This is a genomic window from Labrys sp. F242 (assembly GCF_057813875.1).
Genome location: NZ_JBVASG010000006.1, coordinates 41109 through 54860, shown reverse-complemented (window position 1 = coordinate 54860; position 13752 = coordinate 41109). Strand labels below are relative to the sequence as shown.

13 protein-coding genes are annotated in these 13752 nt (G+C 64.2%); 7 read left to right on the top strand and 6 right to left on the bottom strand.

Going from position 1 to position 13752, the window contains the following annotated elements:
- The first annotated feature begins 75 nt into the window (after positions 1–75).
- Entirely contained in the window at positions 76–1302 is a 1227-nt protein-coding gene (locus ACZYTC_RS28565; RefSeq protein ID WP_488991135.1) for an MFS transporter, read from the top strand.
- Here the strand turns inward: ACZYTC_RS28565 and ACZYTC_RS28560 are convergent.
- Genes ACZYTC_RS28560 through ACZYTC_RS28550 form a run of 3 tightly spaced genes read right to left on the bottom strand, consistent with a single transcriptional unit; the run spans position 1284 to position 5109 of the window.
- Positions 1284–2522 carry an MFS transporter gene (locus ACZYTC_RS28560; protein ID WP_488991134.1) on the bottom strand — a complete coding sequence of 413 codons (1239 nt, stop codon included), beginning with the start codon at positions 2520–2522 and terminating at the stop codon, positions 1284–1286. The two genes, ACZYTC_RS28565 and ACZYTC_RS28560, sit on opposite strands and share 19 nt — an antisense overlap.
- The gene (locus tag ACZYTC_RS28555; protein ID WP_434959810.1) at positions 2519–2887 is read right to left on the bottom strand and encodes a hypothetical protein; all 369 of its coding nucleotides are present in this window, start codon (positions 2885–2887) and stop codon (positions 2519–2521) included. The genes ACZYTC_RS28560 and ACZYTC_RS28555 overlap by 4 nt, the downstream gene beginning before the upstream one ends.
- A 2-nt stretch (positions 2888–2889) precedes the next feature.
- On the bottom strand, positions 2890–5109 hold the full coding sequence (locus tag ACZYTC_RS28550) for a TonB-dependent receptor (protein ID WP_488991133.1): 2220 nt from the start codon (positions 5107–5109) through the stop codon (positions 2890–2892).
- A gap of 209 nt (positions 5110–5318) precedes the next feature.
- Here ACZYTC_RS28550 and ACZYTC_RS28545 point away from each other — a divergent pair, with 209 nt between their 5' ends.
- Positions 5319–6401, top strand: coding sequence for a helix-turn-helix transcriptional regulator (locus ACZYTC_RS28545; RefSeq protein WP_488991132.1), 1083 nt, complete (start codon positions 5319–5321; stop codon positions 6399–6401).
- 93 nt (positions 6402–6494) lie between these two features.
- Here ACZYTC_RS28545 and ACZYTC_RS28540 read toward each other — a convergent pair whose 3' ends face one another.
- Together ACZYTC_RS28540 and ACZYTC_RS28535 are read right to left on the bottom strand one after the other, a co-directional pair.
- Positions 6495–6968 carry a hypothetical protein gene (locus ACZYTC_RS28540; protein ID WP_488991131.1) on the bottom strand — a complete coding sequence of 158 codons (474 nt, stop codon included), beginning with the start codon at positions 6966–6968 and terminating at the stop codon, positions 6495–6497.
- 171 nt (positions 6969–7139) lie between these two features.
- Positions 7140–8078, bottom strand: a complete 939-nt coding sequence (locus tag ACZYTC_RS28535) for a LysR substrate-binding domain-containing protein (RefSeq protein ID WP_488991130.1) — start codon at positions 8076–8078, stop codon at positions 7140–7142.
- Between the two features lie 104 nt (positions 8079–8182).
- Here ACZYTC_RS28535 and ACZYTC_RS28530 point away from each other — a divergent pair, with 104 nt between their 5' ends.
- From ACZYTC_RS28530 to ACZYTC_RS28520, 3 genes are all read left to right on the top strand, one after another.
- A complete protein-coding gene (locus tag ACZYTC_RS28530) occupies positions 8183–8353 on the top strand; it encodes a hypothetical protein (RefSeq protein ID WP_434959805.1) in 171 nt (56 codons plus the stop codon).
- A 68-nt stretch (positions 8354–8421) separates the two neighbouring features.
- Entirely contained in the window at positions 8422–9027 is a 606-nt protein-coding gene (locus ACZYTC_RS28525; RefSeq protein ID WP_488991129.1) for a methyltransferase, read from the top strand.
- Positions 9028–9129: 102 nt separating this feature from the next.
- Positions 9130–10092, top strand: a complete 963-nt coding sequence (locus tag ACZYTC_RS28520; protein ID WP_488991128.1) for a nucleoside hydrolase — start codon at positions 9130–9132, stop codon at positions 10090–10092.
- Here the strand turns inward: ACZYTC_RS28520 and ACZYTC_RS28515 are convergent.
- A complete protein-coding gene (locus ACZYTC_RS28515; RefSeq protein ID WP_434959802.1) occupies positions 10068–11339 on the bottom strand; it encodes a BaiN/RdsA family NAD(P)/FAD-dependent oxidoreductase in 1272 nt (423 codons plus the stop codon). The two genes, ACZYTC_RS28520 and ACZYTC_RS28515, sit on opposite strands and share 25 nt — an antisense overlap.
- Positions 11340–11380: 41 nt before the next feature.
- Between ACZYTC_RS28515 and ACZYTC_RS28510 the strand changes: the two genes are divergently transcribed.
- Positions 11381–12289 carry a LysR substrate-binding domain-containing protein gene (locus ACZYTC_RS28510; RefSeq protein ID WP_434959801.1) on the top strand — a complete coding sequence of 303 codons (909 nt, stop codon included), beginning with the start codon at positions 11381–11383 and terminating at the stop codon, positions 12287–12289.
- 259 nt (positions 12290–12548) lie between these two features.
- Positions 12549–13721 (top strand): ABC transporter substrate-binding protein, encoded by a 1173-nt coding sequence (locus tag ACZYTC_RS28505; RefSeq protein WP_488991127.1) that lies wholly within the window; start codon positions 12549–12551, stop codon positions 13719–13721.
- Positions 13722–13752: the final 31 nt, after the last annotated feature.

Below are 13752 nucleotides of genomic sequence, written 5' to 3'. Positions count from 1 at the left end.
GAGTTTTCTAAAATTACTATTGAATTACCTAGAGTTTGTTTCTAGTTGGATCAAGGAAATTGTTTGGAGAAAAGCATGGCCGCCGATGCCGCCCCCTCTGTTTCGCGTGCGGACAGCCTTCGCCTGTCGTTGATCGCCGCCTCGTCGGGCTTCGGCCAGTCGGCCCTGCTGGCGCTGGTACCGATCGTCGCGGAAAGGACGGGCCTGGCGTCGCCACAGATCGGCGCCGTTGCCTTCCTGGGCGCGGCGGTTTTCCTGGTGGCGGCCCCGCTCTGGGGGCATCATGGCGCGGCGTGGCGGATCAGGCCGTTCTTCGCCGGGCTCACCTGCCTGATGGTTGCAGGCCAGGGCCTGTTCGCGGGTGCGCTCTTTGTCGGTGTGCCCGCAGCCGCGCTCGCGCTGCTCCTGGTCTCGCGCCTGCTCTACAGTGTCGGTGCTGCCGGGGTGATGCCACACGCCCAGGCCGCCATCGTGCAGCGCAGCGCTGCCGAGCGCCGGCCGGCCGCGCTTGCCAATCTCAGCGCGGGCCTGAATGTCGGCCGCATCGCCGGTTCCCTGGTGACGCTGGGCGCAGGAGCCGGCGTCATAGTGCCTGTCGTCATGATGGTCGCCAGCCCGCTGCTGCTGCTGTGGGCGCCAAACCTGCCGGTCTCTCCCACGACCGGGAAGAAGAATGAAACCTCGAGCAGGCGCGCCAACATCCGGCGCATCCTGCCGCTGCTCGCCGTCGGTTTTGCGCTGACCTTCGGCTTCGGCCAGATCCAGCTCGTCCTCGGCCTTTTCCTGCAGCATCGCTTCGGCCTCGATGCCGTTGCCGCTGCGGGCCTGGGAGGTGCCACCTATGCCGCGGTTGCGGTCGCCATGATCGCGACGCAGATCCTGCTCGTGCCGCGCCTTGCCTTCCAACTGGGGCGCAACATGCGCTGGGGCGTTGCGGGCTTCGCACTGGGGTGCCTGGCCATCATCCTGGCGCCGCTCCCCTGGCTGGTGCCGGTCGGCGCGGTGTGGGCCGGCATCGGGCTGGCGGTGGCGACGCCCGCTTATACCGCCTGCCTTAGCCAGCGTGTTACGGCGCATCGCCAGGCGGGAGCCGCCGGCTGGCTCGCCAGTACCCACGCTGCCGGACAGGGGTTGGGCGCACTCTGCGGCGGCGCGGCCTTCGCCGTGTCGCCGGAACTGCCCTTCGCCGTGGCCGTCGGCATCGCGGTGATAACCTGCCTCGCCTTGCTGCGCCTGGATGACCGCGCCCAGGATGAGGTGTTCCGGGATGATGCTTCCCGGGATCATGGCGTGGCTCCCTGAGGGCGAGCCACGTTCGCCAGCAGCCGGATGGTGGCGAGAACGGCGATGGCCGAGAGGGCGGTGGCCAGGCCGAAGAGCGCGCCATAGCCCATGAGGTCAGCGAGCTTGCCCGAGATCAGCGAGCCCACGAGATAGACCACCATCTGGGCGCAGGCCAGGATGGTGAAGTCGGTGCCGGGCTGGTCCGACGAAGTCACCGTCATGAACAGGCTGTAGAGCGCGACGATCTCCATGTAGCGGATGAATGTCTGGAAGCCGGCGGCGCCGAACAGGGGCCAGGAGCCGGTGACCAGGCCGAGGGCGTGGGCGGCGAAGAGGGCGAAGCACAAGGTGCGCAAGCCGCCGAGCAGGCCGAGTGTGGCGGCGGTGCCGCAGCGCTTGACCAGGAGTGCGGCGATCGCCGATCCGGCGAGGCCCGCCGTCGCCGCCGATATGCCGGAAAGATAGCCGATGCGGTCGAGCGGCACGCCGGCATCGACGAGGTAGGGGCCTTCCATCGCCTTCACCAGGCCCTCGCTCATCCGATAGATCAGCGCGATCCACAGCACGGTGCGGATTTCCGGGCGCCGCAGGAAGGCCATGATGGAGGGCCGCGTCAGCCGGTCGGACGGCGTGGCGGGTGCCTCCCACATGGCGAAGGCGGCGATCAGCGGCAGGGCCGAGAAGGCGGCGATGACCAGGAGCATGCCGGTCCAGCCGACATGGTGGTAGAGCACCAGGCCGAGCGTCCCGCCGATCACCACGCCGAAGGCCACCGAGCCGCCCTGGATGGCATTGCCGATGGGGCGGTCCTCCGGTGCCAGATATTTGGCGGCATAGCCGTCGGTGGCGATGTCCTGGGTTGAGACCAGCAGCGCGGTGACGAGGCCGATCCCCAGAATGCCGCCGACATGGGTGGGGCCGAGCGGCAGCAGCGCCAGGATGGAGGCGATCACCCCGAACTGGGTGATCACAACCCATCCCGCCCGATGCGCCCGGGCGAAGGGCCTGATGCGATCGACCAGGGGCGCCCACAGGAATTTCAGCACCAGCGGCAGGAAAAGTAGGCTGAGATAGCCGATCGCCGTGCGCGAGACGCCTGCCTCGCGCATGACGGGGGGCAGGGCGGCGGCGATCAGATAGGAGGGGATGGCCTGGGCCAAGTAGAGGCCGCCCAGCACCGCGAACAGACGCAGCCGGCCGGGCCTGGAGGCTGGGATATCCTGGACGAGCGCGCTCATGCCGTCTCCATATGCTGCGTGATGAAGCGCCTGGCCGCCTGTTCGTCGGAAGTCGCCGTCAGCGGTATCGACCACAGGCGCTGGAAGGTCTCGATCATGCGCGGGTTCGCGTCCGGCCGGACGATGGCGAGGGCGCGGCATTGCCGTTCGAAGCGTTCGCGCGTCGCCTTGAACCAGAGGGCCTGCTCGCGTTCGCCGGCCTGGGAGAGGCCGCCACCGCCGGCGAAGACAGCCAGCAGGGCAAAGGCGCTCTCGTTGCGGCCTATCTCGATCAGGGCGTCGAGATAGGCCCGCTCGTCCCGCTCCTCGTAAGGAGGCAGATAGCGCAGGATCATGAGCGGGCCGTGTTTGTCGAGCTTCACCATGATCAGAATGTCTTGCGATAGCCGAGCGTCACCGTGCGGCCCCAGGAATAAACAGGGAGGTTGCGCACGGAGGTGGCCGTGGGGTTCTGGAAGCGGGTATCGAACAGGTTGTCGACGGACACATAGGCTTCGCCGCCCTTCACCGGTGCCGACAGGGCGACGTTCATGGTGGCGCCCGGTTTGATCTTGTAGCGGGTGCCCTTGAGGTCGATCGCCTTGTCGCGGCCGGAGAAACCCTCTCCTTCCACGCGCACCGACACACCATTGTCGAAGACGTAGCTGGCATAGAGCGTGCCGCGGAAGGGTGTGGCGATGCGATTGTTCGGCAGCCAGCTGTCGAGCTTGCCGTCCTTGTTGGAATCGTAGCGCCCCTCGCGATAGCCGAGCACGGTGCCGATGGTCAGCTGGTCGGTCCAGGCATATTCGCCGGTGAACTCGCCGCCATAGATGAATTCCTTCTGCTGCGAGATGCTGTTGGAAATGGGGTCGAAGGTCACGCCCTTGCTGGAGGTGGAGATGAAGCCCGTCAGGCTGCCCTTGAAGCGGTCATGGCTGCCGCGGATGCCGAGTTCGTAATTGTTGACGATCTGGGCCTCGGGACTGATGGAGGCGTAGGAAATGCTCGTGCCTGCCGGTAGGCAGTTTGGCCGGGTGAGAGGGCAGGCATAGGCGAGCGACAGGCCGGCACGGCGGGTATAGGCGCCGACATCGGGCAGAGCGAAGCCTTGCGAGAAGCCGCCGAAGATTTCGCTGGTGTCGGTCAGCTTGAAGGTGCCGCCGATGTTAAAGGTCGGCTTCGAATAGCTGAACTTTCCACCGGTGACGCGCAGGGCCGGCAGCACGAAGTCCTGATAGCCACGCGGATCGCGGCTGGAGGCGACGGCGGCATAGGCGGCCGGACGGGTGAAGTCGTCGACGTCGAGGGCGAAATGCTCAAAACGCATGCCGCCGCGTACGGTGAGGCGATCGGTCAGCGGCAGCTGCAACTGGCCGAAGGCCGCGGAGGTCACCTGCTGCAGGGGCGTGAAGACATCCTGGCCGTTGGTCAGCGTCTGATGGGTCTTCTCGAGGATGAGATCGCTGCCCCAGGTGAGCTTGGCACCTTCCCAGATGGCATCGAGCGGGGTGTCGATGGTCAGGTTGATGCCGCCGCGATCCGAATAGAGTGTGGTCTGGTTGTCAGGGCTGGTTGGATTAGCGGGGTCGAAGGAGTAATAGACCTGCGAATTGTAGGGGAACGAAAAGGTCGAATAATTGAAGCGCTTCTTGATGTTGTTGTAGAAGCCGACGATGTTGAGGCTGCCGAGGGCGAAGTCCTTATCGGTGTAGCGAAGCGACAGGGACTTGGTGTCTTCGAGAACGCTCTGCCCCGTATAAGGCTGGAGATAGCTCGGCCGGGCATAGGGACCGGAATAGTCGGTCATGTAGCGTGGCGTCTGGTTGAAATAGTACCAGCCTGCCGAGAATTCGAGCCGCTTGGCGGCGTCGAAGTCATAGCCGAGCTTGGCGAGAAGGTTGACCCGGCCGAAGCGGTCGCCGCCACCCTGGCCCAGCATGGCATCGGACGGCAATTCCCGTCCCGAACCGTCATAGGTGCGCCGACCGAGATAGCCACTGCCGCTCAGGACATAGTCGAGCCCATTCTCGGCCTTGCCGGAGATGCTGGCTGACAGCTCCGGAGCGACCGAATCCACCGCATTCGCCGTGAAGGCACGCAGCGCCGTGTTCACGGTGATGCGGGGCTTGCCGGGCTCGGCCTTCCTGGTGATGAAGTTGACGGTGCCGCCCGTGGCGCCGGCACCATAGAGGCTGGAGGCGCCGGCCACCATTTCGATGCGTTCGATCGAGTTGAGGTCGATCAGGGACAGGATGCGCGAAACGTCCCGCAGCGGCGTGCCGAGGGGAACGCCGTCGACCAGCACGAGCAGGTCACGGCCGCGATAGCTCTCGGAGGCTCCCGACACCGTCTGGTTGGAAACCGAGAATCCCGGCACCAGCTTGGCCAGAGCCGCCGAGGCGCTGGAGCTTTGCTGGAGCTGCTTGTCGATCTCCTGCCTGTCGATCACCTGCACCGATTGCGGAATATCCGAGACCGATCTTTCGGCGCGGGCGGCGGTAACGGTGACCGGATCGAGCTCAATCGGCTCCTGCTGCGACTGCTGTGCCAGTGCAGGCGAAACAACCGATAGAAACATGGCCGCCGATACGGATATCTTGCGCATGATGAATTTTTTGACCTCCAGCCACTCTCGATCCAAATCTAAGTTATATTTGGCGGTATCAGGCGAATTCCTGTTGTATATTCGTAGTATATTCCCAGTTTATAACGATTATAATCTGGGAAGAGAAATCATATACTTCTGGATATCCGGCCTTCCGCATTCTATATTGACGAGCGGTCTTACTTGTCGCGTTACATGATTTCTTGGACTTGGGCGCATTGATTGATGGACTGAAGCGAACTGCCGGCGCAGACCACGCCGTTTTGCCGCCCCAGCAGGCCTATGCGGGAAGGCTCAGGCCTGTCTGGCTGCTTGGCCATGGGCTGACGGGCGAGGAACTGGCTCTGGTTGCATTGCGGACCAGCGGCCGCATGGCCTCGCAACGCAGGCTCGGCCCGTCGGACCCGGTCTTGCTCGGCGCCCGGGCATTGCTGCGCCTCGAGCCGGACATCGGCCCCGTCTCCTGCTTTTCCCCTTTCCAAGACCGAGAGCTCGTCCTGGATGCTACCGAACTCGGGGCGGGCGGGGTGCTGTTGCGCCCCTCCAACGGCCGCATGGAGGTGGAGCGGGGCGGGCAGCGCACGGTCGTCTCTGCCAGGGAGGCCATATTCCTGGCGGGCGGCGGGCCAGCCAGTCTGTGGCTACGGCATGTCGACCGTGTCGATTGTCTGGTCCTGGCGCGCGAGCGCATCACCGCGAGCATGCTCGAATGCTCGGCCAGTCTGCGAGTCTTCCCGCAAAACAATGACACGCTGGTCCTGCTCGGCAATTATGGCGCGGCGCTGATGCGGGGCCTGTTGCCGATGAGCGGGCCGGTGCTACTCCAACATGCCTGTGCCTATATGGGCGATCTCGTCGACATTCTGTGCGGCGAGGCCGAAGCTCAGGTGCTCCATACCGTGCAGGATCGTGCCGCCTCGCGGCTGAATGCCATCAAGTCGGATATCGAGGCCCATCTCGACGACCAGGCGCTCAACGCAAGCCAGGTCGCCCTGCGGCACGGCATCAGCACGCGCTATCTCCAGAAGCTGTTCGAAGGAGAAGGCGAGACTTTCTCGGAATTCGTGCTGCAGCGCCGGCTGGACAGGGCAATGCGTCGGTTGCAATCGCCCGACCAGGGCAAGCGTTCGATCAGTGAGATCGCCTTCGATGTCGGCTTCGGCGACCTGTCCTATTTCAACCGCACCTTCCGCAGGCGTTTCGATACCTCACCGCGCCTGGTGCGCGCCAAGCACCGGTTGGTGCTTGCCGAGCCTTTGAGGCCGGAATTGCCGGAGGCGGGCAGCGCCTGATCGCGAATCGTATCGGGGCCGCATCGATATCGGCGGCCCTGAGTCTCGGCACTTTGCTTCAGTGGGCGATGGCCGAGGGCGGCTTCATCCGGGTCATGGTATCGAGGGCGCAGGGGCTGACGGGAGCGATGAACAGCCCGACCCGCGCGAGGGCCTTGGCAAGGCGGTGGTGGCGTCGAGCGCCCGGTGCAAACCTTCGCTCTTCAGCAGATACGAAGCGGCATGAAGGAGCTGCACCCTGTCGTCGCGTTGCGCTGCATCGACCATGGCGAGTACCAGGCATTCGTCGCGGCACAGGGCACGGCAAGCCGCCGGCCGCCAACCGATCTCGGTATCGGCGGTCGCCCTGAGCGTGCGCACGAAATGATGGAACTCGCCGAATAGCGGCTTGGCGTTTTCCTCAGGCATTTCGCGTGCCAGCCCTTCCCAGGCGATGTCCCAACAGGCGGCATCGCCGGTGGCGTAGCCGGCCATCCAGCAGCGATAGACGGAAAAGAGCAGGTTCTCGGCCGGGGCATCGATGTGATAGCCGACGGGGCGTGCGGCAGCGGGGCTGGGCAGGGTCATGATATCAGTCCTTCAATCCGCGGGGGTCAAGGTCCCGGCATTGGCAACGGCGCGCATAGGAGCATGCCGAACTGATTTGTTCAAGAAAATCTCTTGTTATTTCAATAGTTTATAGGAATTCCAGGGTGGGCGGAGACTCGCCCCACCTTGTGCTGTCCTGAGCGGCAGAGGTTAGCCATTTAGAATTGCTCCGGTGGACCACAACTCGCGTTTCTCACGGTTGCGGACCTCGGCCGTCTGCGCGAGGATCCAGTCCCGGAAGGCTCTGATCTTGGGCGTCGTGCGCCGCGCTTCGGCATGCACCAGCCAGTAGCCATCGCCATCCGACCCGGTGACGTCGAAGGGCTGGATGAGCTGGCCCTTGTCGAGGAAGGCCGTGTAGAGGTTGCATGTGAGCATCGCCGCGCCCTGGTCGGTGATCGCCGCAGTCGCCTCATAGGCCTGTGTGCCGAAGGTCGGGCCGGGGATCACGCGATCCGGCTCGAATCTGGCTCCTGCTGCCTTGAACCAGACCTCCCACCAGGGATCCTGCGGGCAGCACAGGGGAACCTTGTAGAGGTCCTCGGGTGCGCGGATGCCGCCGACCTTCTCCGCCAGTGCGGGGCTGAGCATCGGCGAATAGTCGGCCTTGAACAGGTAGTGCGCCGACAATCCGGGCCATTTTCCGGCGCCGACACGGATGCCGACATCCACGTTTTCGCGAGCGATATCGAGGGAGCGCGATGCAATGTCCATCTTCACGGCCAGATCGGGATACATCAACTGGAATGTTCCAAGCCGGACGGCAAGCCAGTTCGACGCGAAGGTATCGATCGTCGTGACGGAGAGCACTCCGGATGCGCCGCCCTTGGTTGCGAACCAGGCGTCCGACAGCGCCGAGAACGCGTTGGAGACGAGAGGGGCAAGTTGTTCACCGGCCTCGGTCAACGCGATTTGCCTTGTTTTTCTGATAAAAAGCGGTGTTCCAGCGCGTTCTTCGAGAACCTTGATCTGATAGCTAGCGGCTGATTGCGTCATGCCGAGCTCCTCGGCGGCCTTGGTGAAGCTGCCAAGCCGCGCGGCGGCTTCAAAGACTCGAATGGCGCCCAGAGGCGGCAGATCCCAACGCATGATGCATCAATCCAGTTGATGCATACTACGTGACGTTCGATTGGAATCCAAGGCTCGGCGGCGGCAGGATGTTTCCATCGCTCCAACCCGAAAGGACCACGAACATGACGAAACACATCAAGCGCTACAGGCTTTCGATCCTCGACTTTTTCGCCGCACCGTTCCGGTCGCGCGCCCACCGCCTGCTCTATCCCCGCGACCTCTGCGATGACCTGAAGCGCGACCTGGGCCTGATCGACGGAAACCGGGTTGTCGGGGGTGTCCGCTGGCGCTGACCCGCGCTGCCGACGCGATGTGACAGGATGGGGGAAGGCCCATCCGGAAGAAGAGGGAGGCCATTGTCATGAACAGGACGACCGAGGCGCTCGAACAGTGCCGCCAGACCATCCAATCCTATGAGGGCTGCGCGGATCGCTACTATGCCCGCATTCCCGAAATGCCGAATCTGCGCGACCAGGCGGCATTGCGGCGCACCGCTGAAATGGCAGGACGAGGCGGGTTGATCCTGGAGGTCGGATCGGGGCCCGGCCGCGAGGCGGATTTCCTGGAGACGCTCGGAGTCACGGTGCGCCGAACCGATGCGACCCGCCGGTTCCTCGAGTTGCAGGCCGCTCGCGGCAAGCATGGCGAATTGCTCAACATCGTCACGGACGATCTCGGCGGTCCCTATGATGCCGTCGTCGGCCTATGTGTGCTGATTCACGTTCCCCGCGATCGGATCGATCACGTGCTGGCCAAGGTCGCCGCATCGCTGCGTCCCCGTGCGCCTTTTCTCGTCTCGATGCGCGACGGCGACGGGGAGACCGTCGGGAACTTTCATACGGTCTATTGGCGACGTGATGCGTTTGGCTTGCGGCTCGAACAAGCCGGACTGACCTTGCTGTGGGACGAGTTTTCCATCGACCCGGATGGCGATCCCTGGAACACCTTCCTGGCCGTCAAGTCATGAATCGGGCGCTGCCGGGGTGTCGCAGGGGCTTCGCGGCGTTGACTTTCCCCACGCCCGGGCGCAGACGCGGAGGTTCCCGCGTTTTTTCTCGGTTTGCCTGTGATGCCCAGCCATAAAGTCATCTACGATACCGATCCTGGCGTCGACGACGCCATGGCGCTGTTCTTCCTGCATTACCATCCGGACATCGAGCTCGTTGGCATCACCACCTGCCATGGCAATGCACCGGTCGAGACGACCACCCGCAACGCCCTCTATCTCAAGGAGCGCTTCGGCATCGCGGCGCCGGTGGCGCGCGGGGCGGCGGGGCCGGTGACCGGCGATGACGCCCACCATGCCGCCGTCGTCCACGGTCATAACGGCCTGGGCGAAGTCGAAATTCCTGCGGATATCAAGGCCGAGGCGATCGATACACCCGCCCATCGCTTCATCATCGAGACCGTGCACAGGCACCCCGGCGAGATCACGCTGCTGGCGGTCGGACGCATGACCAATCTGGCGCTGGCCCTGCGCGAGGATCCGGAGATCGCCGGCCTGGTTCGCCAGGTGGTGGTGATGGGCGGCGCCTTCGGCTATCGCGGGCACCTGGGCAATGTCACGCCGGCCGCGGAAGCGAATATCCATGGCGATCCGCATGCCGCCGATGAAATGTTCGCCGCGCCCTGGCCTGTAGCCGTCATCGGCCTCGACGTCACCCACGAGGTGCTGATGCCGCAGGATTACCTGCGCCGGCTCAGCGAGGAGGCCGGCGAAGTCGGCCGCTTCATCTGGGACATCACGCGCTTCTACGAGAATTTCTATCTCGAGAAGGGGCTCGCCGGCATTTCCGTACATGATGCCTCGGCGGCGATCTATCTGGTGGCGCCGGAATTGTTCGAGACCCGCTCGGGGCCGGTCCGAGTGGTATGCGAGGGTCTTGCCTTCGGGCAGACCATCCAGCGGCCTGCCGAGATCGGCTTTCCGCCCAACGACTGGGATGGCCGCCCCAGCCACGCGGTTTGCGTTGAGGTCCAGGCGCAACCCTTGCTTGATCTCTACCGTCAGACCATCTTGCGCGCTGTGTAGGAAGGACCGCGGACATCCTGTCCGCTCAAATCCTTGCTCAGCCAGGCCTCGATACCCTTCGCTGCGGCCACTCCGGTGGCGAAGCAGGCCTGCAGCAAATAGCCGCCGGTCGGCGCTTCCCAATCCAGCATCTCGCCGGCGACGAAGACGCCGGGAGCCTTGCGCAGCATGAAATGGGTATCGACCTCGCCAAGCGCGATACCGCCGGCAGTGGAGATGGCGCGTTCGAGGCCGCGCTGGGCCGTCACCTGCAGGGGAACATGCTTGATCAGGCGGGCCAGGGTAGCAGGATCACGAGGCAAGGCATTGTTCGTGGCTTCGCGCAGGAGGCCGATGGCTGGCGGCGCCAGCTTGGCGGCCTTGCGCAGATAGGTCGAGAGAGACTGGCTGCCCTGTGGCCGGTCGAGCAAGCGAGCCAGCGCCGCTTCGTCGAGATCGGGACGCAGGTCGATGCCGATCTCGGCATGTCCATGCTTGGCGATCGCCGTGCGGACGAAAGGGGAGAGCGCGTAGATCACGCCGCCTTCCAGCCCCTGTTCCGTAATGACGGCCTCGCCGCGGCGCGTAGTGTCGGCAATGGAGACGGCGATGCGCTTGAGCGGTTCGCCAGCCGATTTTTCCGTAAAGGCGCGGCTCCAGGCGATTTCGACGCCGCTGTTTGCCGCGGCGAATTCGGTGACGGCGATGTCGCGTTCGCGCAGCAGAGGGGCCCAGCCGCCATCCGAGCCAAGCCGCGGCCAGGAGGCGCCCCCGAGTGCGAGCAGGGTCGCATCGGCCTTGCGGTGAAGAGGCGTGCCGTCCGGATCCAGGAAGACCAGAGAGCCGTCATCGTCCCACCCCGTCCAGCAATGACGGATGTGCAAGGTCACGCCGAGGTGAGCGAGCCGGGCGAGCCAGGACCGCAGCAGCGGCGAGGCCTTGAAGCTTTCCGGAAAGATCCGCCCGCTCGAGCCGACAAAGGTCTTTTCGCCCAGCCCCTCCGCCCAGGCGACGAGATCGCTGGGCGCAAAGGCGCGCAGGGTGGACTCGAGGAAGCTTCGTGCGGCACCGTAGCGGGCGAGGAAACCATCGAGATCCTCGCCATGGGTAAGGTTCAGCCCACCTCGGCCAGCCATCAGGAATTTGCGGGCAGGCGAGGGCATACGCTCATAGATGGCCACGCCATGCCCGGCCTCGGCCAGCTTTTCGGCGGCGATCAGGCCCGCTGGCCCGGCGCCGATGATGATGATGTCGCTCAAGTCGGCCACGTCCGTCTTTATTTCCCGTTCGCGTTGTGCTCACTGCCCTCATGGCATTCTCCTTCCGGCAAATCCAATATTTCGTGGCGGTGGCCGAGAACGGGGCGGTGTCCCGCGCCTCGCACGAGCTCTCCATCTCGCAATCGACGGTGACGGAGGCCATTCGGGAGCTGGAGGGCGATCTCGGTTTTTCGCTGTTCGACAGGCGTGCCCATGGCGTCGAGCTCACGCTGAAGGGGCACCAGTTCCTGCGCCATGCCCGCAAGATCCTCTCCGAGATCGCCGATGCTCGCCGCGCCCTGCGCTCGGACACGGCGCCGATCGAGGGGCGCCTCGCCGTCGGGGTGACGCCTTTGGTCGCCGCTTATGTGCTGCCTGACCTGCTCGCCCGTTTCCGCAGGGCATTCCCGCATGTCGCCGTCGAGATCATCGAGGATGGGCGTGATTATCTCGATCATCTGCTGGTCGGTGGGGAACTCGACGTCGCGGTGATGGTAGCGGGCACCGAACGCAGTTCGGCGGCTCTGCATGTCGAGACGATGGAGGCTTCGCCCTATCGCCTCTGGCTGCCGATCGGCCATCGCCTGGCCGAGGCCGAGAGCATCGGCATCGCCGATCTCGCCGAGGAGCCCTTCGTGCTGCTGATGTTGGACGAGATCGCGGAGGCGGCCGAATATGCCTGGCGGCGGGCCGGCGTGCGGCCGCCGGTGGCGATCCGCACCCGTTCGGTGGAGGCCGCCCGCAGCCTGGTGGCGACGGGGGCGGGGGTCGCCATCCTGCCCGATCTTACCTATCGGCCCTGGTCGCTCGAAGGCGACAAGATCGAGGCGCGCGACCTCGCCGAGGCGCTTTTGCCGGTAGAAGTGGTGATCGGCTGGCGGCGCGGTTCGCCGCTGGACGCCATCGCCACGCAATTCGTCGCCGTGGCGCGTACCTATCGGGCCGGACGCGGGCGCTGATTTCTTAGAAAAAGACGCGGCAGCAATGGCTTAAAGCAATGGTCCGCCATCACCCACGCGTGAATTTCAGCCGCCTCCACAGCGACGCAAAGCGTCCGACCACCATGGGATATAGCGAAACGATCCCTTGGTGCTGGTATCGATTTTTCCGATATCACCGATCTCCCGAATGGTGTGGCGTGTGTGGCTTTTCCAAGGCATGCTCGCCGCAATCAACAACGCGTCCTACATCCAAACGGCAACCGGAGGAACGATCAGCATGTCCAAATCTGGCGTGAAAAAGTCTCGATGGCTCAAGTCTCGATCGTTTCTGGCGCTGGCTGGCGTGGCGGCTCTGGCGCTGCCAGCCTTCGCTGCCGAAGTCGGCAAGGGGGAGGGCGAGGTCAATATCGTCGCCTGGGCCGGCTATATCGAGCGCGGCGAAACCGACAAGAGTTATGACTGGGTCACCGAGTTCGAAAAGAAGACCAGCTGCAAGGTCAAGGTGAAGGTTGCCGGCACCTCGGACGAGATGGTCACGCTGATGAACCAGGGCGGCTACGACCTCGTCACGGCCTCCGGTGATGCTTCTCTGCGCCTGGTTGCCGGCAAGAAGGTACAGCCCGTCGACACCTCACTCGTTCTCAGCTGGAAGACGGTCGACGAACGCCTTCAGAATGCGCCCTGGTTCACCGTCGAGGGCCAGCATTATGGCGTTCCCTATCAGTGGGGCCCCAATGTGCTGATGTACAACACCGAGGTGTTCAAGGAAGCGCCCAAGAGCTGGAGCGTGGTGTTCGAGCCGCAGAATTTCCCGGACGGCAAGCCCAACAAGGGCCGTATCCAGGCTTATGACGGGCCGATCTACATCGCCGATGCCGCGCTCTATCTCAAGGCCAAGAAGCCCGAACTCGGCATCAAGGATCCCTATGAGCTGAACGAGGAGCAATACAAGGCGGTCCTCGATTTGCTGCGCCAGCAGCACCCCCTGGTGCAGCGCTACTGGCACGATGCCAATGTGCAGTCCGACGACTTCAAGAACGAGGGCGTGGTCGCCTCCTCGTCCTGGCCCTTCATGGTCAACCTGCTGCAGGCGGACAAGAAGCCGATCGCCTCCGTTTTCCCCGAGGAAGGAGCGACGGGCTGGGCCGATACCACCATGCTGGCGGCCAACGCCGCCCACCCCAACTGCGCCTATATGTGGCTGGAGCATTCGCTCGAGCCCAAGGTGCAGGGTGACGTCGCCGCCTGGTTCGGTTCGCTTCCGGCGGTGCCCGCGGGTTGCAAGGCCAGCACGCTGCTCGGTGAGAATGGCTGCAAGGCCAATGGCTTCGAGAATTTCGAAAAGATCAGCTTCTGGAAGACGCCGGTCTCCAAATGCGAAAGCCAGGGGACCTGCGTGCCTTATCATCGCTGGGCCAGCGACTACATCGCCATCATTGGTGGACAATAAGGGGTGGCGGGTTTTATCCGCTCCATCGGCT